At 72.7% G+C, this 23,338-nt stretch carries 20 protein-coding genes; 11 read left to right on the top strand and 9 right to left on the bottom strand.

Annotated elements, in window-relative coordinates:
• Positions 1-79 precede the first annotated feature (79 nt).
• Positions 80-934 carry an EI24 domain-containing protein gene (locus ACH4E8_RS11215; RefSeq protein ID WP_398446664.1) on the bottom strand — a complete coding sequence of 285 codons (855 nt, stop codon included), beginning with the start codon at positions 932-934 and terminating at the stop codon, positions 80-82.
• 196 nt (positions 935-1,130) lie between these two features.
• Between ACH4E8_RS11215 and ACH4E8_RS11210 the strand changes: the two genes are divergently transcribed.
• Positions 1,131-3,704 (top strand): M14 family zinc carboxypeptidase, encoded by a 2,574-nt coding sequence (locus tag ACH4E8_RS11210; RefSeq protein WP_398446662.1) that lies wholly within the window; start codon positions 1,131-1,133, stop codon positions 3,702-3,704.
• 114 nt (positions 3,705-3,818) lie between these two features.
• Here the strand turns inward: ACH4E8_RS11210 and ACH4E8_RS11205 are convergent, their stop codons facing one another.
• Positions 3,819-4,838 carry an NADP-dependent oxidoreductase gene (locus tag ACH4E8_RS11205; RefSeq protein ID WP_398446660.1) on the bottom strand — a complete coding sequence of 340 codons (1,020 nt, stop codon included), beginning with the start codon at positions 4,836-4,838 and terminating at the stop codon, positions 3,819-3,821.
• A gap of 109 nt (positions 4,839-4,947) precedes the next feature.
• Here ACH4E8_RS11205 and ACH4E8_RS11200 point away from each other — a divergent pair, with 109 nt between their 5' ends.
• Entirely contained in the window at positions 4,948-5,403 is a 456-nt protein-coding gene (locus ACH4E8_RS11200) for a MarR family winged helix-turn-helix transcriptional regulator (RefSeq protein ID WP_398446657.1), read from the top strand.
• A gap of 40 nt (positions 5,404-5,443) precedes the next feature.
• Here the strand turns inward: ACH4E8_RS11200 and ACH4E8_RS11195 are convergent, their stop codons facing one another.
• Positions 5,444-6,292, bottom strand: coding sequence for a hypothetical protein (locus ACH4E8_RS11195; protein WP_398446655.1), 849 nt, complete (start codon positions 6,290-6,292; stop codon positions 5,444-5,446).
• Between the two features lie 176 nt (positions 6,293-6,468).
• On the opposite strand from ACH4E8_RS11195, the gene ACH4E8_RS11190 reads away from it, so the two are divergent.
• The 5 genes from ACH4E8_RS11190 to ACH4E8_RS11170 all read left to right on the top strand — a co-directional run bounded on the left by ACH4E8_RS11190 (position 6,469) and on the right by ACH4E8_RS11170 (position 12,817).
• On the top strand, positions 6,469-7,029 hold the full coding sequence (locus ACH4E8_RS11190) for a hypothetical protein (protein WP_398446652.1): 561 nt from the start codon (positions 6,469-6,471) through the stop codon (positions 7,027-7,029).
• 137 nt (positions 7,030-7,166) lie between these two features.
• Complete coding sequence (locus ACH4E8_RS11185) at positions 7,167-8,213, top strand: rod shape-determining protein (protein WP_398446650.1); 1,047 nt, start codon at positions 7,167-7,169, stop codon at positions 8,211-8,213.
• 215 nt (positions 8,214-8,428) lie between these two features.
• Positions 8,429-9,958: a GAF domain-containing protein gene (locus tag ACH4E8_RS11180; RefSeq protein ID WP_398447284.1), complete on the top strand. Its 1,530-nt coding sequence runs from the start codon at positions 8,429-8,431 to the stop codon at positions 9,956-9,958.
• 131 nt (positions 9,959-10,089) lie between these two features.
• On the top strand, positions 10,090-11,271 hold the full coding sequence (locus tag ACH4E8_RS11175; protein ID WP_398447282.1) for a nitrate/nitrite transporter: 1,182 nt from the start codon (positions 10,090-10,092) through the stop codon (positions 11,269-11,271).
• A 67-nt stretch (positions 11,272-11,338) separates the two neighbouring features.
• Positions 11,339-12,817 carry an acyl-CoA synthetase gene (locus ACH4E8_RS11170; RefSeq protein WP_398446648.1) on the top strand — a complete coding sequence of 493 codons (1,479 nt, stop codon included), beginning with the start codon at positions 11,339-11,341 and terminating at the stop codon, positions 12,815-12,817.
• Between the two features lie 19 nt (positions 12,818-12,836).
• Here ACH4E8_RS11170 and ACH4E8_RS11165 read toward each other — a convergent pair whose 3' ends face one another.
• The 6 genes from ACH4E8_RS11165 to ACH4E8_RS11140 form a co-directional block, all read right to left on the bottom strand.
• Entirely contained in the window at positions 12,837-14,678 is a 1,842-nt protein-coding gene (locus tag ACH4E8_RS11165; protein ID WP_398446646.1) for an RICIN domain-containing protein, read from the bottom strand.
• Positions 14,679-14,977: 299 nt separating this feature from the next.
• Positions 14,978-16,975 (bottom strand): ABC transporter permease, encoded by a 1,998-nt coding sequence (locus ACH4E8_RS11160; protein WP_398447280.1) that lies wholly within the window; start codon positions 16,973-16,975, stop codon positions 14,978-14,980.
• Positions 16,976-17,005: 30 nt separating this feature from the next.
• Complete coding sequence (modA, locus tag ACH4E8_RS11155) at positions 17,006-17,815, bottom strand: molybdate ABC transporter substrate-binding protein (protein ID WP_398446643.1); 810 nt, start codon at positions 17,813-17,815, stop codon at positions 17,006-17,008.
• Positions 17,816-17,907: 92 nt separating this feature from the next.
• Positions 17,908-18,312 carry a molybdopterin-binding protein gene (locus tag ACH4E8_RS11150; RefSeq protein ID WP_398446641.1) on the bottom strand — a complete coding sequence of 135 codons (405 nt, stop codon included), beginning with the start codon at positions 18,310-18,312 and terminating at the stop codon, positions 17,908-17,910.
• Positions 18,313-18,558: 246 nt separating this feature from the next.
• On the bottom strand, positions 18,559-18,798 hold the full coding sequence (locus ACH4E8_RS11145; protein WP_398446639.1) for a hypothetical protein: 240 nt from the start codon (positions 18,796-18,798) through the stop codon (positions 18,559-18,561).
• A 161-nt stretch (positions 18,799-18,959) separates the two neighbouring features.
• Entirely contained in the window at positions 18,960-19,829 is an 870-nt protein-coding gene (locus ACH4E8_RS11140; protein WP_398446637.1) for a helix-turn-helix domain-containing protein, read from the bottom strand.
• Between the two features lie 49 nt (positions 19,830-19,878).
• Here ACH4E8_RS11140 and ACH4E8_RS11135 point away from each other — a divergent pair, with 49 nt between their 5' ends.
• The 4 genes from ACH4E8_RS11135 to ACH4E8_RS11120 all read left to right on the top strand — a co-directional run bounded on the left by ACH4E8_RS11135 (position 19,879) and on the right by ACH4E8_RS11120 (position 23,130).
• The gene (locus tag ACH4E8_RS11135) at positions 19,879-20,331 is read left to right on the top strand and encodes a cupin domain-containing protein (protein WP_398446635.1); all 453 of its coding nucleotides are present in this window, start codon (positions 19,879-19,881) and stop codon (positions 20,329-20,331) included.
• Positions 20,332-20,546: 215 nt separating this feature from the next.
• Positions 20,547-21,209 carry a DedA family protein gene (locus ACH4E8_RS11130; RefSeq protein ID WP_398446633.1) on the top strand — a complete coding sequence of 221 codons (663 nt, stop codon included), beginning with the start codon at positions 20,547-20,549 and terminating at the stop codon, positions 21,207-21,209.
• An 83-nt stretch (positions 21,210-21,292) separates the two neighbouring features.
• Entirely contained in the window at positions 21,293-22,495 is a 1,203-nt protein-coding gene (locus tag ACH4E8_RS11125; protein ID WP_398446631.1) for a sensor histidine kinase, read from the top strand.
• The gene (locus tag ACH4E8_RS11120) at positions 22,486-23,130 is read left to right on the top strand and encodes a response regulator (protein WP_398446629.1); all 645 of its coding nucleotides are present in this window, start codon (positions 22,486-22,488) and stop codon (positions 23,128-23,130) included. The genes ACH4E8_RS11125 and ACH4E8_RS11120 overlap by 10 nt, the downstream gene beginning before the upstream one ends.
• Positions 23,131-23,338: the final 208 nt, after the last annotated feature.

The following is a 23,338-nucleotide window of genomic DNA, read 5'->3' as shown; positions in this document are numbered from 1 at the left end:
CTCCCGAAGACCCCCACCCGCCCCACGGGCGCAAGGGGTCCCCGTGCGCACGGGCGGGGCGTCCAGGCGCGCCCCCTAACTACGGCTGCGCGTAAGGATTCCGCCGCTGCGGCGCGTAAGGGCCGCCCGAACCGTGCGGCTGCTGGGCCTGAGCGCCCTCAGACGCCGCCCCCGGCTCCCGCTCCCCCGACTCCCCCGACTCCCCCAAGAGGTCCCGCACCATCAGCGTCGCCCCCGCCACCGCCCCCGGCATCAGGAAGACCGCGACGAACGGCACCAGGAACGCCAGCGTCAGCGGGACGCCGAAGCCGAGCACCATCATCCGGCGGCCCCGCAACAGCACCAGCCGCTGGCGCAGTTCGACTCCGCGGCGCTGGAGCGCCACCGCGGTGAGCTCCTCCGCGAGGAAGAAGCCGGAGACGCAGAAGCCGATCGCGGGGACCACGGTCTGCCCGAGCACCGGCACGAAGCCCAGCGCGAACAGCAGCACCCCGTACAACGCGACCCGCACCAGGATCCGTAGGGAGTCCCGGGCCGAGATGACCAGATCGCGCCAGAGCGACAGGCCGGACTCGGGCACCTCGCCGCCCTCGGAACGGTCCACGTCCTCCGAGAGCGACTCGTAGAAGGGCTGACCGATCAGCAGGGTCACCGCGGTGAAGGTGATCACCGCGAGGAAGAGCCCGAAGACGAACGCCAGCACCGTCAGGGTGCCCCGGAAGACCCCGAGCCAGGGCGACGACCAGTCGTCGGCGAACGGCGTGGCCCACCCCACCAGGTCGTCCGCGCCGAACGCGAGCCCGACGAGGGCCCCCGCGTACAGCACGAGGGTGATCAGTCCGGGCAGCAGCCCGATGCCGAACTGGCGGCCGTGGGCGCCGACCCAGCGCTGGCCCTTGAGGAGATAGCCGAAGCCCCTGGCGAAATCACGCATGTCGTCACCCTAAGGCCCGGTCCAGCCAGCATCGGAGCGCGCTTTGAGCGCTGTGGTCCGGAATACGTGCTGTATACCCCTTGATTGTTTCAGAGTTGAACCGGTAGACCCTGCGTCAACGACAGCCACAACTCGTGTGCCTCACCTGGGCACTCCTGTCACAGCCGTCGCACCCTCGACCCCGGAGGCACCACGCATGGGCATTCCCAGATCCACTCTGGTCACCACCGCGGCGCTCGCCGTCGCCGTCCTCCTCGCCCCCGTTCCGGCCATCGCGCTGCCCGGCGAGCCGGACGGCCCGTCCTCAGCACCGGGCCGCGAACTGCGGGGCGACCGCGACCCCGTACGCGACAAGGGCGCGACCGACTCCGCGCCCGCCCGCGGCAGCCTGGGCGCGGCACGCAACGCACTGGAGGCGCCGGCGCCCTCCTTCCACCGGCCCGACGGGTATCCGCGGCGCACGGCCCTGAAGGTGCCCGCGGCCAACCCGGCGGACAAGTCGATCAAGCTGGGCCTCGTCCCGTACCACTCCATAGCCCCCAAGCTGAACGAGCTCCAGAAGATCGGGGACCGCGTCAGCGTGGAGGTCGCCGGCAAGTCGGCGTCCGGGAACGATCTGTACCTCGTGACGGTGACCGCGCCGGAGAGCGCCCGCGAGACGCGCGAGCAGGAGCGGATGCGGGAGCGAATAGAGAACGCGCCCGCCCTCGCCGCGCGGGACGCGCACCTCAAGAAGGCGTACAAGACGCCCGTCTTCATCAACAACAACATCCACGGGAACGAGTGGGAGGGCACGGACGCGGCCCTGAAGCTCATCGAGGAGTTGGCGAAGGCCAAGGACGCCAAGACCCTCTCGCTGCTGGCGCAGAACCGGATCTATCTGAACGTGACCGCCAACCCGGACGGCCGGATCGCGGGCACCCGGGCCAACGCCAACGGCTTCGACCTGAACCGCGACTTCATCACCGCGACCCAGCCCGAGACGCGGGCCGTCCGGCAGATCGCCATCGACAAGCAGCCCGCCGTCATGCTGGACCTGCACGGATACGTGAACGGCACCCTGATCGAGCCGACGACCCCGCCGCACGGGGAGAACTACGAGTACGACCTCTTCCTGAAGAACGCCTACGCGAACGCGCTCGGCATGGAGAAGGCCGTCAACGCCCTCGGCTACACCGCCGAGAAGGACGGGGTGCTGCCGGCGGAGATCCCCTTCCGCGACTCGGCGGAGGGCTGGGACGACTGGCCGCCCATCTTCACCCCGCAGTACATGCCCTTCCAGGGCGCGGTGGCCTCGCACACCATCGAGTTCCCGATGCGGGTCAACGGCAGCTCGTACGAGAACCTTTCGGTGCCGGAGCTGCGGCGCCGCTCGTCGATCAACACCGCGATCGCCGGCGCCGCGATGCGCGCCACCCTGGACTTCACCCGCACCAACCGCACGCAGGTGCTGTCCGACCAGATCGAGACCTTCCGGCGCGGCGCGGCGGGCGAGGCCCAGCGGCCGGTGTCCCCGGAGACCGTGCCGGGGGTGCCCGGCATCGGCCCGGAGGACGTGTACACCACCACCTTCCCGCGCGCGTACGTCATTCCGACGGGGACGGGGCAGCGCAGCTCGGTCGCCGCGGCCCGGTTGGTGGACCACCTGGTCGCCAACGACGTGCGGGTGGAGCGGGCGGTGCTGCCGTTCAAGCTGGGTGGCAAGGCGTACCCGGCGGGCTCCTACCTCGTGGACATGAAGCAGCCGAAGCGGGGCATCGCCAATGTGATGCTCGCCGACGGCCGGGACATCAGCGGCGACGTGTCGGCGATGTACGACATCTCGGGCTGGAGCCTGGGGCTGCTGTGGGGCGCCACGGTGGAGAAGGTCACCGGCGGCGGGGACCTTCGGGTGCTCAGCCGGCCGGTGCCCGCGGCGGCTGCGACCGGCTACGTCGCGCCGCGGGGCGACCTGAAGCTGCGCATGGACGACCCGAAGGAACTGGCGGCGCTCAACTCGCTGCTCGCGCAGGGCGTCTCCGTACGCCGCACGGACGACGGCGCGGCGATCCTCCCGTCGTCGGCGCGCAAGGCGGCGAAGGTGGCCGCAGAGCGGTACGGAGTGGTCTTCACGGCGACGAGGGAGCGCGGCGTCGCCCCGCTGGAGCGGGTGCGGGTGGCCGCAGCGGTGACGTCGGGCGAGCAGTTCGCCCTGCGGGAGATGGGCTTCGACGTGGTGCCGGTGTCGACGGCGTCCCTCAACGCCGGCTTCGACTGGTCCGGGGCGGACGTGCTGATGGTGTCGTCCGGGTTGACCCACGCGGGGCTCACCCAGGCCGCCCGGGACGCCTTCGCGGCGAGCGGTGCGGGCTTCGTGGGGATCGGGCAGGTCGGTGCCGCGTTCGGCAACGCGGCCGGGCTGATCTCCGCCACGGCGGTGCAGGGCAACGAGGACGCGAACGGCGTGGTGCGGATGGCGGGTGCGAACGGTCCGCTGACCGCCGGTGCGCCGGGCCACAGCTTCGTCTACTCGCCGGTGTGGTTCACCGGGCTGGGCTCGGGCGTGCGCGTGGACCAGTCGTACGCCGCCGGGAATCCGCTGGTGTCGGGCCACTGGCGGCCGACGGCCGCGGGCACCGGCGGTCCGACGGACGCCGCGGGCAAGCCGTCGATCGTCAGCGCGAAGGGGCCGGGCGGGGTCCCGGCGGTGCTGATCGGCACCGAGCCGCTCTTCCGTGACCATCCGAAGGGCTCCTTCGCTCAGGTGGGACGGGCGCTGGTCACCCGCTGACCGACTGACTCCTCATGACGGACCGGGCCGGACATCTTCGCCCGGCCCCCCGGGGCCGCACTCCGTGACGCACGGCGAAACGGGTGCGGCCCCGGTGGGTCCCACTCGCACGCCTCACTGCGGGAGCGAGACGATCATCTTTCCGGTGTTCTCGCCGCGGAGCATGCCGATGAAGGCGTCGAAGCCGTGCTCGATGCCCTCGACCACCGTCTCGTCGTAGACGATGTCGCCCGAGGCGATCCAGCCGGCGACGTCCTGGACGAACTGGGGCCGCAGGTCCTCGTGGTCCAAGACCAGCACGCCTTCGAGGCGCAGCCGCTTGCCGACGACCAGCGCCAGATTGCTCGGGCCGGGGGTGGGCTCGGTGTCGTTGTACTGGGCGACCGCGCCGCACAGGGTGACCCGACCGCGCAGCTTGAGTGCGCCGATCGCGGCTTCCAGGTGGTCACCGCCGACGTTGTCGAAGTAGACGTCGATGCCGTCGGGGGCGGCCTTCGCCAACTGCTCGGCAACGGGCCCCTCCTTGTAGTTGAACGCGGCGCTGAAGCCGTACCGCTCGATCAGCCGCTCGACCTTGGCTGCGGAGCCGGCGGAGCCGACCACCCGGGAGGCGCCCTTGACCCGCGCCATCTGCCCCACGAGGCTGCCGACCGCGCCGGCGGCACCGGAGACGAACACGGCGTCGCCCTCCTTGAAGCCGGCGGTGCGGAACAGGCCCGCGTAGGCGGTGAGGCCGGGCATGCCGAGGACGCCGAGGAAGGCGGAGGCGGGGGCGAGCGAGGTGTCGATGACACGCGCCTGAGCGGCGGGCACCTCCGCGTACTCCCGCCAGCCGAGGCGGTGGGCCACGGTGTCGCCGACGGCGAAGCCCTCCGCGGCGGAGGCGATGACCACGCCGACCGCGTCGCCGTCCAGGGGCTGGTCGAGCTGGAACGGCGGAATGTACGACGGAACGTCGTTCATCCGGCCTCGCATGTAGGGGTCGACGGAGAAGTGGAGGTTGCGCACGAGGATCCGACCTTCACCCGGCGCCGAGACCGGGACCTCGCGCAGGGCCAGGTCCTCCGCCGTGGGCCAGCCGTGCGGACGGGCGACGAGCTGCCATTCACGGCCGGTCGTGGGGAGTGCGGACATGCTGGGCTACCTCCTGAGATAGCTTTTCACGACGGAAACATTTCAGGTTCTGAAACAATCATGGCCCTCGATATTTCATGTTGTCAAGTATCGGAGTACTCTGGTGCACATGGCCACTTCGCGCACCGAAGGCGCCGACGTCATCGAGTCCGTCGACGCTCTTTCCTCGGAGGTGCTGGACCTCCTCACCGCACTCGTCGCGCGCTACATCACGGCGTACGACCGTGCCGCCGCCGAGCACTCCCTCACCGCCGCCCAGGCCAAGGTGTTGGCCCTGCTGACGAAGGAGCCGTTGCCGATGCGGCAGCTCGCGGACCGACTCGTCTGCGAGCCGTCGAACATCACCGGCATAGTCGACCGGCTGGAGCTGCGCGGGCTCGTGGAGCGCCACCCGGATCCGCACGACCGCCGGGTGAAGTTCGCCGTGGCGACGGAAGAGGGGGCGGAGACGACGCAACGACTGAAGGGCTCCCTGAAGGAGTTGGATGCGCTGGCGCCGCTCGCCGACATGACGGCGGTGGAGCAGCGACTGCTGCGGGACCTGCTGAAGCGGCTGCTGGGGTAGACCGGACCGACGGCCACCCCGAAGCATCAGCCGCGCGCGCTCACCAGCACCACCACAGGACCGGCTTGCAGGTCTCGGTGGGCGTGGGTTCCGGAGGAGTGGGCTGGCCCGTAGGCGGCACCGACGGCGCGGACGGCGTGGAGCCCGGGCCCCCGGGCCCCGGCGTGGACGTGGGGCCCGGCGCCGAGGGCGGGCCCTGCGAAGCACCGGGCGGCTTGGCCGCGGATCCGCTGGGCTTCGGCGGGCGCTCCTTCGGGCCGGTCGGGGACGATCCGCCCGGCGCGCCGGAGCGGGTGCCGGTGGGCCGTACGGAGCCCCGCGAGCCCGCCCCGTCAGTCGGCCGCTGGCTCACCCGGGCGGGGGCGTCCGGCGTGGCACCGCCTGTGGTGGCGTCGGGCATCGGCTCGACGAGTTGGTCCTCGCGCTCCTTCACGGAAGTGGCGGAGCCGTCGTCACCGCCCTCCGAGGCCAGCTCGGCGAGGCTCAGCGCACCGGCCGCGAGCGCCAGGCCGAGGGTGCCGACGAGTACGTTGCGACCGCGCTTCTTGCGGGCGCGGCGTCCGGCACCGCGGGGGCGCGCAGTTCCCTTACGGGCGCCCCGACGAAGCTCGGCCCGCCGCGCCGCCCGGCCCTCGCCGCCATCACGTCCGTCGTCGCCTTCGCCGTCCACCCGGCCAACGACCTTGTCGTCCGCCATGTAGTCAGCCTTGCCGGCGTCTTCGCCGACCGACCGACCGCTCCCGGCGATGGCGACGTCGTCCAGTTCGATGACGCGCCCCTCCCCTTGCGGGTCGGCGCTCTGCTGGCGCAGCTCCTGGGCCGGGGTCCCGCAACCCGCGCAGGCCAGGGCTCCGTTGAGGTGTCGTCGGCACTGGTGGCAGTAATCCATGGCGCCCGCAGGTTATGTGGCGGACGAGGCCAGTGGTGACGGGCCCTGTGAGGATCGTGTGTGGACTCTCCACCTTCGAGTGATTTCGGGTTTGCCGGATTGACGGGCGGGACCAGGGCAAAGGGCGGCACCACGGGCATCCGGCGGGACACCGTGCATCCGGCAGGATGTCGGGCATGAGCACGACCCCGCCCTTCGGTCCCCGTGAGTTCCAACTCGTCCTGCTGCGTCGGATGGCGGACCACCAGCCGGGCTTGGTGGACGACGCCCGCCGCGCGCTGGAGGCGTCCACTGCCGAGATGCGCGAGGCGAACCGCCGGTGGCAGGCGATGACCCGGGCCCGTGGCTCCCGCGGCCCGCTCTCCCGGTACCGCTCGGTGCTCGGCCCGCCCGAGACGACCGTGCACCGGCGCATCGGCGACCTGGAGTGCGAGGCCCATCTGTGGCCCGTTCCGCTCTGGCCCGAGCTGCGCTTCGAGGTCCTGGCGGCCGCCCGGGGCGGGGCGGTCTGGAACGAGTGGCTGGTCCGCGCCCCGGGCGCGGCCCCTCCCGCACTCCGTACGGTCGACGACCTCGCCCCCTGGTCCTGCACCGTGGACGAGGCCGCCCGCGCCTTCGCCCCCGCGACTCCGATGGAGGGATCCGCGCCGACACGCTGGCAACTGTCCTTGACGCTCCCGAACGGGGAGCAGCGCGTGGCCGAATTCTGCTGGGGCCTGCTGCAACGCCTGCTGTGAGCCCCGGGCCGACCATCCCTGATGACGGCGCGTCAGCCGGTGGACTCACCCGAGCGGCGCACCCAGCGAGCGCCCGGACCGCCACGGACGGACGATGCGAAGGCGAACCCAATCCGCCGCGCCCGGGAGGATCCGTCGTGAGTGTCAGTCTGGAGCAGTTGCGCCGTTGTCATGTGGCGGTGGACCTCGGTGCCGCGCGCACCCGGGTGTTCGTCAAGGGGGCCGGACTCGTCGTCGACGAGCCGAGCGTCGCGGCGGTGAACACCAGGACCGGTTCCCTGATCGCGGTCGGCGCGCTGGCCGAGCAGATGACGGGTCGCACCCCGCACTACATCCGGGTCGTCCGCCCCGTCTCCGGCGGCACGGTCGTCGACATCGAGATGGCCCAGCGGATGCTGCGGCACCTGCTCGGCGAGAAGCTGCGCCGGCAGTTGCGGCGCAATCTACGGCTGCGGGCCGCCGCCTGCACTCCCCACGACGCGGACCCGCTGGCGCAGCGCGCCGCGGTCGAGACGCTGGTGGGGCTTGGGGCGCGCCGGGTCGAGCTGGTCGACACCCTGATCGCCGCCGCCGTGGGCTGCGGACTGCCCGTGGAGCAGCCGACCGCGACGATGATCATGGTGTGCGGTGCGGCGACGACCCAGGTCGCGGTGCTCTCGCTGGGCTCGATCGTGACGGCGGAGCGGCTGCCGGTCGGCGGCAACGCGATCGACGCCGCCGTCATCCAGCACCTGCGCACCCAGCACGAACTGATGCTGCCCAGCCAGTCAGTGCGCCCGCTGCAACTGGCGCTCAGCGGCAACGGCCTGACCTCGCAGGGCCCCGCGGTCGCCGAGATCCACGGCAGGGACGTGGCGACCGGGCTCGCGCGGACGGTGCACATCGAGACCGCGGCCGTGCTGAACGCCATCCACACCCCCCTCACCTCGGTCCTCGACGGCATCGGGAAGGTGCTGCGGGACTGCCCGCCGGACCTGGTCGCCGACCTCGCGGACCGGGGCATCACCATGGTCGGCGGCAGTGCGCTGCTGCCCGGCCTGGACCAGATGCTGCGCGACGCGACCGGGATGCCGGTGGAGATCGCCGAGCGCCCCGACGTCTGCGCGATCCTGGGCCTCGGTGCGATGCTGGAGGGCCGGATCCAGCCACTGGTCCTCAATCCGTTGGCCCAGGTCTCCGGGTAGGGACGGGCGCGGACGGGGCCGGGTGCGCCGAGCGGTTCGTCCGGGTACGGCGTTGGTTTCGATCGGGTAGGGCTGTGGTGGCGATCAGGCGGGGCAGGGAGGGCGACGGGGTGAGTCACGGCCCGTACGACGAGGAGCCCGCTCCCCCGACGCCGACGCCCTCGGCGACGTCCCGGGCTCCTGCTCCGTCCCGGTCAGCGTCGTCTCCGTCGGCACTGTCGGCGCTGTTGGAGGCCGTGCTCAGCCTCGGCACCGATCTGGACCTGGCCACCACCCTCCAGCACATCGTGGACACCGCCGCCGGCCTCACCGACGCCCGCTACGGCGCGCTCGGCGTCATCGACCCCGAGCGCGGCACCCTCTCCGACCTGTTCACGCACGGCATGACCGAGGAGGAGCGGGCCCGGATCGGCGACCTGCCGAGCGGTGACGCCGGCATCGTCGGCCTGCTCGTCCGGGAGCCGCAGCCGCTGCTGATCGACGACCTCGCCGCAGACCCGCGGTCCTCCGGGGTGCCCGCGGACCACCCCGTCATGCGCTCGTTCGTCGGCGTCCCGATCCGGGTGCACACCGAGGTCTTCGGCAATCTGTACCTGACCGAGAAGCACGGCGGAACTTTCACCGAGGACGACCTGGCGCTGCTGCGGGTGCTCGCCTCGCAGGCGGGCATCGCGATCGGCAACGCCCGGCTGTACGAGTCCGCCCGCCAGCGCGAGCGGTGGATCGAGGGCGCGGCGGCCGTGACGACCGCGCTGCTCACCGGCAGCAGCGCCGAGGACGCCCTGACGACGGTCGCCGAACGGGCCAGGCTCCTCGCCGACGCGTCCGCGGGCGTCGTGCTCCAGCCCACCGCGGAGGGCGGCATGGAGATCGTCGCCGCGTCCACCGTGGACGACCCCGGCGACATCGTCGGCACGACGATCGCGCCCGGCTCCCCCGTGCTCGTCCAGCTCCTCGGCGGCGAACCGGTCTTCATCGAGGACTCCGCGACCGACCCTCGGATGACGACGCACGTACGGGCCCGCTTCGGCCCGTCGATGATGCTGCCGCTCCAGTCCGGCGGCCGGCTCATCGGCACCCTGGCACTGCCCAGGCGCCGCCACGGCCGCCCGTACACCTCCGCCGACCGCCTGCTGGCCTCGCAGTTCGCCTCCCAGGCGGCGTTGGCGCTGGTGCTGGCGGACGCCCAGCACAACCGCGAACGGCTGGCGGTGTTCGAGGACCGCGACCGCATCGCCCGCGATCTGCACGACCTGGTCGTCCAGCGCCTGTTCGCCACGGAGATGATGCTGGAGTCCACCCGCCGGCGGGCGGCGGGCGGTGCGGCGGACGAGCTGTTGGGCCGGGCCGTGGACGAGTTGGACTCCACCATCCAGGAGGTCCGCACCACGATCTTCGCCCTCCAACAGCCGCCCGCGGAGGCACAGGGCAGCTTCCGCGGACGGGTGCTGCGGGAGACGGCGGGCGCCGCGGCACTGCTCGGCTTCCAGCCGTCCGTGCACTTCCGGGGGCCGGTCGACACGCTCGTGCGGGAGCCGACCGACCAACGGCTGATCGCGGCGCTGCGCGGGGCGCTCGCCGCGGCGCACCGGCGCGTGGGCACCACCGCGGTGGAGGTCGTCGTGGACGCCGCGGCCCGGCTGGACGACGGCGGTGCCGGAGTACGGCTCACGGTCACGGACGACGGACCACGCGAGGACGGCGACGACACCGGCACGGTGTTCGCCTGGGAGGCACCGCGCTAGCGGACGTCAGGCGGATCGCGGGTGATCCGTACGGCGCAGTCCAGCGCGCCCCGTCCGCCGGGCCGTCCTTGACTGGCCGTGTGGACACCGCCCCCGCCCGGACCCCCTTCTCGGCCTATCGCAACCTGGTCATGGCCACGATCGGCTTCACGCTCACGTTCTGGGCGTGGAACCTGATCTCCCCGCTGGGCAGCTTCTACAAGGACCGGCTGGACCTCACCTCCTTCCAGCAGTCCCTGCTGGTCGCCGTGCCGGTGATCGTCGGGTCGCTGGGCCGGATCCCGGTGGGCGCGCTCACCGACCGCTACGGCGCGCGGCTGATGTTCCCGCTGGTGACGGCCGGCACGATCGTGCCCGTGCTGCTGCTGATCTGGGTCAAGGACTCGTATCCGCTGATGCTGGTCGTGGGCTTCCTGCTCGGCCTGGGGGGCACGACCTTCGCGATCGGCGTGCCGCTGGTGAACTCCTGGTTCCCGCCCGCCAAGCGGGGCTTCGCCATCGGCATCTTCGGGATGGGCATGGGCGGGGTGGCGCTGTCGGGCTACTTCACCCCGCGGATCGCCGAGCACGGCGAGAATCTGCCCTTCGTGGTGGTCGCGATCGCCCTCGCCGCCTTCGCCGTGCTGGGCGCGCTGCTGATCACCGACCGGCCCGACCGGCCCGTCCCGACGGAGTCGTTGGGGACACGGCTCGCGCGTGCGGCCCGGCTGCGGGTGACGTGGGAGCTGTCCGCGCTGTACGCGATCGGCTTCGGCGGGATCGTGGCCTTCGGGGTGTACCTGCCGACGTACCTGAGGACCTGGTACGACCTGAGCCTGACGGACGCGGGCACCAAGGCGGCCGGATTCGCGCTGGTCACGGTGGTCTTCCGGCCTCTCGGCGGCTGGCTGTCGGACCGGATCCACCCGGCGTACGTCACCGCGGTCGCCCTCGGCCTGGTGGCGCTGATGGCGATCGTGCAGGCATTCGAGCCGCAGCTCCAGCCCGGTGGAACGGTCGCGCTGCTGTTGATGGCCGCGGGCCTCGGGACCGCGTCCGGCAGCGTCTTCGCGCTGGTCGCCCAGGTGACCCCGCAGGCCCAGGTCGGCAGCGTGACCGGCATCGTCGGTGCGATGGGCGGGCTCGGCGGCTTCGTACCGCCGCTGGTGATGGGCGCGATCTACAGCGCGAAGGGGTCGTACGCGATCGGGTTCATGCTGCTCTCGGACCTGGCGCTGGCCGGTTGCGTGTACGCGTACGGGCGGATGCGGAACGCTCGCCCGGTGGCTGCTGAGGGCGCCTCCCCCGAAGGAGCTAGCTCAAAGGCGCGATGACCGGAGGCGGTGCGATGGGGAGAATGGAGATCCCAGGCCGCCCGGCTTCCGATGGAGGACGATCGACGTGAGTGACCTCTTTCCCGCGCTGCGCTCCACCCCCGATCGACCCGCCCTGCACTTCCCCGCGCGCTCGTTGACGTACGGGGAGTTGGCGGCGGTGGCGGGCGCCGTGGCGCGGCGGATAGGGGCGGCGTCGCGGGTCGCCCTGTGGGCCGCACCCACGCCGCACACCGCGGTGGGGGCGGTGGCTGCGCTGCTCGCCGGCGTGCCGGTGGTGCCGTTGAATCCGAAGACGGGCGAGCGGGAGTTGGCGCACATCGTCGGGGACAGCGCGCCCACGGCCTTGCTGGCGGGGCCGGACGATCAGGTGCCCGCGGCGCTCGAAGCGCTGGACCGCATCACGGTCGATCTGGACGGGGGCGCGGGCCTGGCGCCGCAGGGCGCTGCACCCCTGCCGGGCTACGGAACCGGCATCGACCCGACGGCACCGGCCATGGTCGTCTACACCTCCGGCACGACCGGCCCGCCCAAGGGCGCGGTGCTCTCCCGACGGGCGATCGCCACCAGCTTGGACGCGTTGGAGGACGCCTGGGCGTGGACCGCCGATGACGTCCTGGTGCACGGGCTTCCGCTGTTCCACGTCCACGGGCTGATCCTCGGGATCCTGGGCCCGCTGCGCCGCGGCGCGCAGGTGCGGCACCTGGGCCGGTTCTCCGTCGACGGCGTCGCGCGGGAGTTGGGCGACGGCGGGACGATGCTGTTCGGCGTCCCGACGATGTACCACCGGCTGGCGGAGGCGCTGGCGGACGAGCCCGCGTTGGTGAAGGCGCTGGCAGGGGCCCGGCTGTTGGTGTCCGGCTCCGCCGCACTCCCCCTGCACGACCACACCCGGATCACCGCGGCCACCGGCCGCACGGTCGTGGAGCGGTACGGCATGACCGAGACCTTGATGAACACCAGCGTCCGGGTCGACGCACCGCAGCCGCGCCCCGGTTCGGTCGGGGTGCCGCTGCCCGGAGTGGAGCTGCGGCTCGTCGACGAGAGCGGCGCGCCCGTCGCGGCGTACGACGGGGAGACCATCGGCGAGGTCCAGGTGCGCGGTGCGAATCTCTTCTCCGGATATTTGAACCGTCCGGACGCGACGGCGGAGGCGTTCGACGGCGACTGGTTCCGCACCGGCGACATGGCGGTGCGCGACCCCGACGGTTCCGTGCGCCTCGTCGGCCGCAGGGCGACGGACCTGATCAAGAGCGGTGGTTACAAGATCGGCGCGGGCGAGATCGAGAACGCGCTCCTGGACCACCCGGGCGTCCGCGAGGCCGCGGTGACGGGCGAGCCGGACCCCGACCTCGGGGAGCGCGTGATCGCCTGGATCGTGCCGACGGAGTTGGATGACCCGGCCGCACGCCCGTCGGCGGACGCCCTCGCGGCGCACGTGGCGGGGCTGCTCTCACCGCACAAGCGCCCGCGGGAGGTGCGCTTTTTGACCGCGCTCCCCCGCAATGACATGGGCAAGGTGATGAAGCGGGCGCTCCGTGAGTAGGCCGCTGTTAGGGCGTGTCTCACGGATGGAGCTGGACCAGTGGAGGTGCCCCACGCCCTCCGGGAGTACGGCTCGGTGGCGCCAGGGCGCGTACGGTCGTTCCGTCCGCGGCGAGGGGCTGCTCGCCGGGGCTGCCGGGCCCACCGCCGCTGGCTGCCGCGGCCGTGGCGTCCTCCGCCCGCCAAAGTTGCTCCGGGGTGCGGTTGCGGACCTTGACCACGGTCACGGCACCCACGTCCGGGGCGCTGGGAACGAGCGTCGACCCCTCGCTCCAGCCGGGCAGCAGGTGCCCCCGGACGGTGAGGTCGTGGCGCAGGTCGACGCCGGGAGTCGCGTCGCCGATGCCGCCGGGGCTGGCGGGGTTGTCGGGGCCGTTGGAGTGGCTGGTGCAGGGGCTCAGTTCGGGTACGCCGTCGAGTTGCCGGGAGTCGAGGCAGAGCCCGGGCGCCGCCGCGCTGCGCAGCAGGTCATCGTCCCCGTAGGTCCACGTCTGGGTGCCGGCCGCCTTCGTGCAGACGGCCATGACGAGTTCGGCGCCCGCGGTCGGCTGCCGGTCACGTACATCGAGGCAGAGGCCGGACGCGAGGTGGCGCAGCCGGAGGTTCAGGGGCGACGCGGGGTCGGTGACGGAGATGGAGCCCGGCGCGGATACGGCGGAGGGTACGGTGCCCCAGCCCGTCGTGGTCTTGGCGCCATCGTCGACCCAGGGCCGGGAGACCGCGGTCGCTGCCAGGAGCAGGCCGACGCTCAGCCCCATCCCGGTGACGAGGGTCGATCGCCCGCGCTGCGCCGAGCGTCGACGGGCCGAGCGGCCGGGGCCGGGTCTGACCAGGTTGAGCGGATCGCCTGGGCTGCCCGGGCCTCCCGGGTCCGCAAGGTGGTACGTGCCGTTGGGTGTTGGTGTGCCGGTGTGTTCGGCGCGCTTGGCCCGTCCGACGCCGAGGAGGGCGAAGCGCACCGCACGCGACGCCGTCGGGGCCCAGTCGGCGGTCGCTCTTCGGGCGGGGCGGGAGTCGACGTAAGGCCGCGCGGCCTTGCCGAGCAGCCCTTCTGCGAGCAGCAGCCCCCTTCGATCTCCGTGGTGGTCGAGTTGTTCGACGGTGGACCGGCAGTGCCGGCAGGCCCGCAGATGGGCCCGGACGTCGGGGAGGAAGGTCCGACGGCGACGCAGGGCGACGTCGATGAGGCGGTGGTAGCCGCGGCATTCCCCGTCGGGGGCGAGTTCCAGGTGGCCGCGCAGCACTCCGGCCCGCAGGAGTTCCCGGGCCTGTTCCAGTTGGACGGCCGCGGTGCCCGGATCCATCGTCAGCAGTCCGGCGGGGAGGGACATCGCCTCGCCCTCCACCTCGGCGTGCCACAGCAGGCACTGGTCCGTCTCCCGCAGGGCGAGGAAGGCCCGGGTGACGAGCGTGCGGTCCGCGGCGGGGCTGAAGAGTTCCGCGGGGACGGCCCGTCCGCTCGCGGGGTTCTGCAAGTCGGGCAGCGCGGTCACCCGGTCGTCGAGTGCCCAGGTCCGGGCGATGCGCCGGGCGGTGACGAGGAGCAGCGGGCGCGGCGCGCGCGGCGTCCCGTGGGGCATGAGAGCGCCGGACCTGCGCAGCTGCTCAAGTCCCTTGCTGAAGGCGGCCGTTGCCAGCAGGGCAGCGGCTTTGGCCGAGGGGGTCGCGATCGCCGCGTAGTCATGGACCGACTGCCAGTGGCGCGCCATCAGAACGGCCGTCGGGTGGGCCTCTTGGCGGGTTTGCGAAGGCGGTCGTCGCGTTGCGTTCCGCAGTTCTTCCGCCAGCTCCGCATCGGACGTGCCGGCGCCGGCGACGGCCGGGTGGGAGGCGGAGCAGGGCGGCGGGAGGGGTGGCTGCATGGGACGTCTTCCATCCGGAGCAGTGCGGTGGGGGGTTGGCCGGTGCCTTCCGGGCCCTGGTCAGGGGCGGGTGTCGAGGTCACGGGTCGGGCGGTCGACCGTCGGATGGGGCGGGCGTCTCGGGGCGCACGCGGGTCTCGCCACCGTCCCATGCGAACGGTCGATCACCAACGCCCTTGGTCCGGGCGCGCGGACGCTCACCTTTGCACAGCCCTCACATGTGCAACAAGACTTCTCCGAGCGATAGCGCCGGGGCTCTGCGCCGACACGCGCAGAACGTCCCGACGCGTCCGTCGGGCTCAGAGCTCGACGACGGTGACCTCCGTCGCCTTGACGCTCGTCCACACCGAACCGCCCTCGGCGAGCGCCAGTTCGGCAGCGGCCTGCGGGGTGATCTCGGCGACGAGGTCGGGGGCGTTGGGCGAGGTGACGAGCACCCGCAGCCGGCTGCCGCTGGCGGTGATCTCCCGTACGGTGCCGGGCCAGACGTTGCGGGGGCTCCCGCCCGGTCGCTCCCGGTGGACGGCGACCGCCTCCGGGGCGATGATCGCCAGCGCCCTGGTGCCCTCGGGCAGCGGGTCCGCAACGACGATGCGACCGCCGCCGGTCAGGTCGAGGCCGTTGCCCGCCGCCGTCCCGGGCCAGGCATTGCGCCCCAGCATCCGGGCCACCCACGGGGAGCGCGGATGGCGGGTCACCTCGGCGGGCGGTGCGTCCTGGAGGGCCCGGCCGCCGTCGAGGACGAGGACCCGGTCAGCCAGCGACACCGCCTCCACCGGGTCGTGGGTGACGATCAGGCAGACTCCGCCGAAGCCGTCGAGGTGGCCGCGGAGCGTGTGCCGCACCCGGGCGCGGGTGGTCTGGTCGAGCGCGGCCAGTGGCTCGTCGAGCAGCAGCAGCCGGGGGCGGGTGGCGAGGGCCCGGGCGAGGGCCACGCGTTGCGCCTGGCCACCGGAGAGTTGTGCCGGTCTGCGGTGGGCGAGCCCGCCCACGCCGAGGCGGTCGAGCCACGCCTGTGCGGTGCGCCGGGCCTCGGTGCGCGGGACGCCCTGGGCGCGCAGCCCGTACGCGGTGTTGCCGAGCGCGCTCAGATGCGGGAACAGCGCGCCGTTCTGGGGCACCCAGGCGACCTTGCGGCGGTGCGGCGGCAGTTGCGTCACCTCGTCGTCGCCGAGGCGGAGTTCTGCGTGGGCGCGGTCGGTCAGTCCGAGGAGGGCGCGCAACAGGGTGGTCTTGCCCGCGCCGTTGGGGCCGACGACGGCGATGGCGGTGCCGGGTTCGGCGTCGAGGGTCAGTCGGGTGAAGCCGGTGACGGCGGCGTCCATGGACCAGCGCCCGCCCGGCTCCCCGCCGGGCGCGGGCGCCTGCCCTGGTGCGGGTGCATGCGCCGGCTCGGGCTCGGGCAGCGGTTCGGGCCCTGGCTCGGGATCCGTTGCGCCGCCCGGAGCAGCCGCTTCCGTGCGGTCCGCGCTCCCCCCGCCCGTCCACCGCCCGCGGAGCGCGATCAGTACCGCCATGGCGATGGCCAGCAGCAGCAGCGACACGGACGTCGCCGCCGCCGGATCGTCCTGGAGGAGCAGGTACACCTGGAGCGGCAGGGTCTGGGTCACGCCCGGCAGATTGCCCGCGAAGGTGATCGTCGCACCGAACTCCCCGAGCGCCCGCGCCCAGGTGAGCGCGGCGCCCGCGATCAGCCCGGGGGCGACCATCGGCAGCGTGACCGTGCAGAAGACCCGTACGGGAGAGGCGCCGAGGGAGGCCGCCGTCTCCTCGTACTCCGGGCGCAGGCCGTTCAGGGCGCCTTCCAGGCTGATGACGAGGAACGGCATCGCCACGAAGGTCGCGGCGACGACTGCGCCCGAGGTGTGGAAGGGCAGGGTGATTCCGAAGGTGTCCTCCAGCCAGGGCCCGACCAGCCCGCGCCGCCCGAAGCCGAGGAGCAGGGCGACTCCGCCGACGGTGGGCGGCAGCACCATCGGCAGCATCACCAGGGAGCGTACGAGCACCTTGCCGGGGAAGTCGGCCCGGGCCAGCAGCCAGGCCAGGGGTACGCCCAGCACCAGCGACAGACCCAGCGCCCAGCCGGAGACGAGCAGCGAGAGACCCAGCGCCTCGGTGACGCCGGGGCTGGTCAGATGGGTGCCGAGGTCGGCCCATTCGGTACGGACGAGGATGCCAAGCAGGGGGATCAGCAGAAACGCGACGGCCAGCAGCGCGGGCACGGCGAGCGCGAGGGGCACGCCCCCGCGCGGACGGCCGCGGACGGGGCGGGGCCTGCTGCGGGGGCGGGGCTTCATCACGTTCCTACGGTTCGGTGCGGACACGCCTCAAGGCTTTTGAAACCCCGCGTCCTGGAGGATCTTCTGCGCCTCGGGGCCGGCGAGCCAGGTGACGAAGGCGGTGGCCGCCTCGCCGTGCTTGGAGGTCTTGAGGGTCGCCGCCGGGTACTCGGCGATGGCGTTCTGGGCGTCCGGGATCTCGATCGCGTCGACCTTGTCCGGCACGGTCGCGACGTCGGTCTTGTAGACGAGTCCGGCGTCGGCCTCGCCCAGTTCGACCTTGCTGAGCACGGCACGGACGTTGGGCTCCTGGGAGACCGGCTTCACCGCGATCCTCTGGGCGTCCAGGATCTTCTGCCCGTAGCGCCCGACGGGCACCTCGGGCGCCGCGAGAACCACCTTCAGGCCCGGGTCGGCGAGGTCCTTCAGCTCGTCTACCTTCTTCGGGTTGCCGTCCTCGGTCGCGATGACGAGCCGGTTCTTGGCGATGACCTTGGGCGTTCCGGTGTCCGAGGACAGCCCGTCCATCGTCTTGGTGTCGGCGGTCACCAGTGCGTCGGCGGGTGCGCCCTGGCGGACCTGGGCGGCCAGTTCCTGGGAACCGGCGAAGGAGAAGGTGACCTTGGTGCCGGGGTGTGCCTTCTCGTACGCGGCGCCCGCGGTCTTGAAGACGTCCGTGAGAGAGGCGGCGGCGAGCACCGTCAGCTCGGCCTTCGGGGGGTGACTCCCCGTGCCGGTGGCGGAGTCGCCGGCGTCCTCCTTGGAGCCGTCGTTGCCGCAGGCGGCGGCGAGCGGCAGCAACAGCGCGGTGGCCAGCGCGGCGACGACGGTGCGACGACGGGTGGGAGACGGGGACATGGGGTCACTCCTTGGGGCCCGGAGGAGGCGGGGCACGAGCGGTACGGGCAGGGCGGGCGGCGGGCGATGCGGCCGGGGACGCCCCGGGGTGGTCAGGGGCGGTCGATGTGCACGCTGGTCGACTTCACCCGGGCCGTGGCCGTCATGCCGACCTCCAAGCCCAACTCTTCGACGGCCTCGCGGGTCAGCAGGGAGACCAGGCGGTGCGGGCCGGCCTGGATCTCCACCTGCGCCGCGACGTCCCCGAGCTTGACCGCGGTGACGATGCCGGGGAAGGCGTTGCGCGCCGAGGTGTAGGGCGGGTCCTCGTCACCGTCACCGCTGCTGCCACCCTGGGCGACCTCGATCGAGAAGGCGGCCAGGTCCCGGCCCTCGATGAGCCGACGGCCGCTCTCGTCGCGGTGGGTGGCCACCCGGCCGGCGTCCGCCCAGCGGCGCACGGTGTCGGGGCTCACGCCCAGCAGACGCGCCGCCTGACCGATCGTATAAGACTGCATATGCCGCACGATAAGCGGACCAGCCTTGCATCTACAAGGAGATGCGCCTGACGCCTTGGCATCTGCGAGGAGGTCGACGTGTGCCGCCGCTGACCTCGGTCGCTCCGTCTGCGGCTGGCGGTGCGGGCGCTTGACCGGCTGCGCGTACGGGCGGAGACTCGAAGTGCGCCCGCCGCGGGCCGGGCGACTTCACGGACCACCCCCATGAAGGCCCCGACGAATCCCCTCCGGTCGGGGCCTTCGCCCTCAGGCCGCCCCGGCCCCGCCCTCCACGCCCGGCTCCCCCTCCGGTTCGACGGGGTGCCGCACCCGCACCTTGAGCGCCTTCTCCACCGCGTACCGCCCCTGTCCGCTGGCCGCGGCGTGCGCCGTGATCGCCGCCTGGACCGCTTGCGCGGTCTCCAGCGTGAGCCCGCCGGCCTGGATCTCCTCCCACGCCCGGGTCTCCAGGGCCACCAACTCATCCGTTAGCGCAATTTCAGCCATGGCTGAAATCTTATGCCGGTCCAGTGCGGACGGCGGCCAGCGCCGCGGAGACCATTCGCCCGCGTCAGCGCACATCTGCCCACGTCAGCCCGGGCCACGAGCCCGGACCGTCAGTCCGCCGCTGGCCGCAGGTCCACGGCCGGAGAATCCCGCGTGGCCCTTCAGACGGGGAGGTTGCCCCGGGCGGGCGCGGTGGCGCCGCGGGGGCCGTGCGACGCCGCGTAGCGCGCGGGCGGGATCCGCAGGTGGCGGGTGAAGTGCCGGTTCAGATGTGCCTGGTCGTAGAAGCCCACGCTGGTGGCGACTTCGGCCGGCCGCTGACCCGCGAGCAGCAACCGGCGCGCCCGGTCGATGCGTCGCCCCGTCAGATAGGCGTGCGGCGCGATCCCGTACCGCTGGGTGAACGCGCGGATCAGGTGCGTGGGGTGCGCGTGCAGGAGGCCGGCCGCTTCCGCCATGGAGAGGCCGGTCGCGATCCGGGAGTCGAGCAGTTCGCGCAGCGCCCCGGCGAGCGGGCCGGACGGCGGGCCGGGGTCGTGGGCGGGCAGGGCCCGCAGATGGCGCAGCAGCCGTTCCCTCACCAGCGCCAACCGCGACTCCGCCTCCAATCCGGCTCCGCCGCCCGCCGCGGGCGGGACTGCGCACAGGGCTCCGTGCAACTGCCCGATGCGGTGGTGCAGCAGGACGTCCCGGTGGACGGGGATGTCGACGGCGGCTCCCGTCAGCCGCTCCGGCAGTACGTCCCCCTCCAGGTAGAGGACGCGTTTGCGGAACCCCCGCGCGCCCACCGTCCGCCCGTCGTGCGGCACCCCGGGCGGCAGCAGGACGACCGTGCCGAGCCCGGCCGCGCCGTGCCGGTGCCGGTCGAGCCCGAAGTCGACGCAGCCGTCGTCGAGGATCATCAGCGTCCAGGTGTCGTGCGTGTGCACGGGGTACGCGTGGTCGGCGAAGTACGCGTGGAACGACTCGGCGATCCCGGTCACCGGGGGCCGCCACGCACTGACCCGCGCCCCGGTCCGTCCGTCGCTCATGCAAGGAACGTACAAGACCCGCGGCGACGGCGGTCGGCACGCTCGTTCCATGAACACCTCGCACCCCACGACCACCACGCACTCCACCCCGACGACCTCGCACTGCACCCCGAACGCCGCCGCCCCCGACCGCGCCGCCGACCGCGCCGCCGTCAACATCGCCCACAAGCTCTCGCTCTTCAACGACCTGTGGGCGCAGAAGAAGATCGCCGACGTCAACGACTACGAGGTCAAGCTCGCCAAGCTCAAAGGGGAGTTCGTCTGGCACTCGCACCCCGACACCGACGAACTCTTCCTCGTCGTCAGCGGCCGGCTCACCATCCGGCTGCGGGAGGGCGACGTCGTCCTCGGCCCCGGCGAACTGTTCGTCGTGCCCCGGGGCGCCGAGCACTGCCCGGTCGCCGACGAGGAGACGGCCATCCTGCTCCTGGAGCCGAAGGGCACGCCCAACACGGGCGACGCGGGCGGCCCGCTGACCAAGGCGCCGCAGCCGTTGGCGTGAGGCCCGGCGCACCGCCGCCCGCCCGTACCCCGCTCGGCCCCTCCCCCAAGCCCCTCCACCACCGAACTGCGGTTTTCCGCAATTCGGTGGTACGGCGAACACCACCGCACCGAACGGCCATCCTCATACCGCTACTGAGCTGCGGTTTCTAGCGTGTGACCGAGTCGGGGCCGAGGGGTCCCGACCGAAAGAGACCTGCGCTTGGAGGCCCCGTCATGGAGTTCGTGAGACTGGCTCTGCCCGATGAGCCGGCGGGCGGGATCGCGGGGTGGGCCGCGGATCTGGTGGACGCGATGGGCGGGCCGGGCGCCGGGCTGGCCATCGCGTTGGAGAACCTGTTCCCGCCGCTGCCGAGCGAGGTGATCCTGCCGCTGACCGGGTTCGCGGCCGGGCAGGGCGTCATCAGCCTGGCCTCGGCCCTGTTCTGGACGACGCTCGGGTCCGTGGTGGGCGCGGTGGTCCTGTACTGGATCGGCATGTGGTTCGGGCGCGAGCGGATGCACGCCCTGTGGGGCAAGCTGCCGCTGGTGAAGCCGTCCGACCTGGTGCGCACCGAGGAGTGGTTCGCACGGCACGGCACCAAGGCCGTCTTCCTCGGGCGGATGGTGCCCATCTTCCGGAGCCTGATCTCGGTGCCCGCCGGGGTGGAGCGGATGCGGCTGCCGGTGTTCTTGGCGCTGACCACCCTGGGAAGCCTGATCTGGAACTCGGTGTTGGTGCTCGCCGGCTACTGGCTGGGCGACCAGTGGGACGCGGTCGAGACGTACGTCGGCGTGCTGTCCAAGGTCGTGCTCGTCGCGGTCGTGCTGGCCGTCGTCGGCTATGTCGCGGTGCGCTTCCGCGGCCGCGACCAGGCTCGACAGCAAGGCGGTTCGTGATCCGCGTACGTCCTCCCGCAGCGCGGCACGGCGCCCCGGAGCGATCTTGTTCCAGTCCGACGGCGCGATGGGACCCAACACCCGTGCCGGTGTCTCACGCGGGCGTCACGGCCCATCACGCGAAGGGCGCCCCGGCCGGACCGACCGGTTTCCCCTCCTGGCACCGCGTCCTTCCCGGAGTGGTCCTCGGCTGCGCCACCGCCCTGATCGGGCTGCTCTACTGCCTGCTGGCGGGCCTGGCACTCGGCCATCGGCTGGTGCGCCCGAGCACCAGGGACCGCGCGCTGGCCACGGTGGCGGTCGGGGCCCGCAGGCTGGCGGACGGGGACCGGCTGCGCCGCTCCGTCTTCTTCGGCGACCGCTTCCCCGAGCACTACAAGGCGTCGGACCAGAAGATCCTGCGCTACGTCCTGGTCCGCGGCCGCGCGGGGCTGCTGAGCGCCGTCGTCCTCGGGCTGCTCGGCGTGGGCCTCATCCTCGCCGTGGTGCTGGTCACGGCGATCGTCCGGGGCACCGTCGGCTGGCGGGAGTTGTTCCTCCAGGCGTTCCTGGGCTGTGCACTGCTCTTCCTCGACGTCCAGGGGCTGTACTCGCTGGCCGCGCTGGACGCCCGGCTGGCCCGGGAGTGCTTCGGGCCGTCCGATTCGGAGCTGCTGCGCCGGCGCATCGACGAACTGTCCACCAGCCGGGCCGGGGTGGTGCGGGCCGTGGACGCCGAGCGCCGGCGCATCGAACGGGACCTGCACGACGGCGTCCAACAGCACCTCGTGGCCCTCGCCATGCTCATCGGCCGGGCCCGCCGCAGCCGGTCCCGTGACGCGGAGCAAGCGGACGCCCTGCTGCTGCAAGCCCACGAGGCGGCCCGGGAAGCCCTGACCGAACTGCGCGAGGCCGCCTGGCGGGTCTATCCGTCCGCGCTCGACAGCCAGGGGCTACCGGAGGCGCTGCGCGGGGTCGCCGAGCGGTGCGCGATCCCGATCGAGATGGAGTGCGCGGTCGAGGGGCCGCTGCCGCAACCGGCGCGGACCGCCGCGTACTTCGTCGTGTCGGAGTCGGTGACGAACGCGGCCAAGCACTCCGGCGCGACCCGGATCTCGGTCAGGCTGGTCCGGACCGGCGGCATCCTCGTGCTGCGCGTCGAGGACGACGGCGCCGGCGGGGCGGACCCGGCCGGCGGCGGGCTGACGGGGCTGCGCAGCCGGGTGGGCGCCCTGGACGGCGTGCTGCACGTCGAAAGCCCCGCCGGGGGACCCACCACGATTACCGCGGAGCTGCCATGCGTGTGATCCTCGCCGAGGACTCGACCCTGCTGCGGGAGGGCCTGGTGCGGCTGCTCGTCGATGAGGGCCACGAGGTCCTCGCGGCGTTGGGCGACGCGGTCGCCCTGATGCGGGAGATCGAGGAGCGGAAGCCGGACATCGCCGTCGTCGACATCCGGATGCCGCCGACCCACACGGACGAGGGACTGCGGGCCGCGGTGGAGATCCGCCGGCGCTGGCCCGAGATCAGCGTGCTGGTCCTCTCCCAGCACGTGGAGCGCAACTACGCGGCCCAGTTGCTGTCCTCCAACGCGGAGCGGGTCGGCTACCTGCTCAAGGACCGGGTGGCGCAGGTCGAGGAGTTCCTCGACGCGCTGGAGCGGATCCACGCAGGCGGCGCGGCCATCGACCCTGAGGTGGTGCGGCAGTTGGTCATCCGCACCACCCACGGCGATCCGCTGGCCCGGCTCACCCCGCGCGAGCACGGAGTGCTGGAGGCGCTGGCCCAGGGACACACCAATACGGCCATCGCGCAGAAGCTGCACATCTCGCTGAGTTCGGTGGAGAAGAACCTCAACACGATCTTCGACAAGCTGGAGCTGTCCCACACCACCGGCTACAGCCGGCGGATCCTGGCGGTCCTGCGCTATTTGGAGTCCTGAGACGAGTTCGAGGAGCACGTCGAAGACGATGTGCTCCTCCGGCCCGAAGCCGGTCGAGTCGAAGACGTTCACCCGCTCCCGCCGGGCAGCGGCCGCCTCCTGCGCGGCGCACAGGGCGAGCAAGCCGGGCCCGAGGGCGACGCCGCTCGATCATCGCCAGACAATTCGAGAACCGGAGCATGGAAATATCCGCTCCCATTTCTTTCGG

Origin of the sequence: Streptomyces sp. NPDC017979, assembly GCF_044328175.1 — a bacterium.
Classification (GTDB): domain Bacteria; phylum Actinomycetota; class Actinomycetes; order Streptomycetales; family Streptomycetaceae; genus Streptomyces.
The sequence above is the reverse complement of the archived record's forward strand: the minus strand, read 5'-3'. Positions and strand labels throughout refer to the sequence as shown.

Bases quoted from the DNA above. Each gene is read 5' to 3' on its own strand.
- ACH4E8_RS11215 (WP_398446664.1), bottom strand. From the start codon at position 934: ATGCGTGATTTCGCCAGGGGCTTCGGCTATCTCCTCAAGGGCCAGCGC.
- ACH4E8_RS11130 (WP_398446633.1), top strand. From the start codon at position 20,547: ATGGAGTTCGTGAGACTGGCTCTGCCCGATGAGCCGGCGGGCGGGATC.
- ACH4E8_RS11175 (WP_398447282.1), top strand. From the start codon at position 10,090: ATGGCCACGATCGGCTTCACGCTCACGTTCTGGGCGTGGAACCTGATC.
- ACH4E8_RS11150 (WP_398446641.1), bottom strand. From the start codon at position 18,312: ATGCAGTCTTATACGATCGGTCAGGCGGCGCGTCTGCTGGGCGTGAGC.
- ACH4E8_RS11165 (WP_398446646.1), bottom strand. From the start codon at position 14,678: ATGCAGCCACCCCTCCCGCCGCCCTGCTCCGCCTCCCACCCGGCCGTC.
- ACH4E8_RS11145 (WP_398446639.1), bottom strand. From the start codon at position 18,798: ATGGCTGAAATTGCGCTAACGGATGAGTTGGTGGCCCTGGAGACCCGG.
- ACH4E8_RS11200 (WP_398446657.1), top strand. From the start codon at position 4,948: ATGGCCACTTCGCGCACCGAAGGCGCCGACGTCATCGAGTCCGTCGAC.
- ACH4E8_RS11210 (WP_398446662.1), top strand. From the start codon at position 1,131: ATGGGCATTCCCAGATCCACTCTGGTCACCACCGCGGCGCTCGCCGTC.
- ACH4E8_RS11160 (WP_398447280.1), bottom strand. From the start codon at position 16,975: ATGAAGCCCCGCCCCCGCAGCAGGCCCCGCCCCGTCCGCGGCCGTCCG.
- ACH4E8_RS11140 (WP_398446637.1), bottom strand. From the start codon at position 19,829: ATGAGCGACGGACGGACCGGGGCGCGGGTCAGTGCGTGGCGGCCCCCG.
- ACH4E8_RS11120 (WP_398446629.1), top strand. From the start codon at position 22,486: ATGCGTGTGATCCTCGCCGAGGACTCGACCCTGCTGCGGGAGGGCCTG.
- ACH4E8_RS11135 (WP_398446635.1), top strand. From the start codon at position 19,879: ATGAACACCTCGCACCCCACGACCACCACGCACTCCACCCCGACGACC.
- ACH4E8_RS11190 (WP_398446652.1), top strand. From the start codon at position 6,469: ATGAGCACGACCCCGCCCTTCGGTCCCCGTGAGTTCCAACTCGTCCTG.
- ACH4E8_RS11195 (WP_398446655.1), bottom strand. From the start codon at position 6,292: ATGGATTACTGCCACCAGTGCCGACGACACCTCAACGGAGCCCTGGCC.
- modA (WP_398446643.1), bottom strand. From the start codon at position 17,815: ATGTCCCCGTCTCCCACCCGTCGTCGCACCGTCGTCGCCGCGCTGGCC.
- ACH4E8_RS11205 (WP_398446660.1), bottom strand. From the start codon at position 4,838: ATGTCCGCACTCCCCACGACCGGCCGTGAATGGCAGCTCGTCGCCCGT.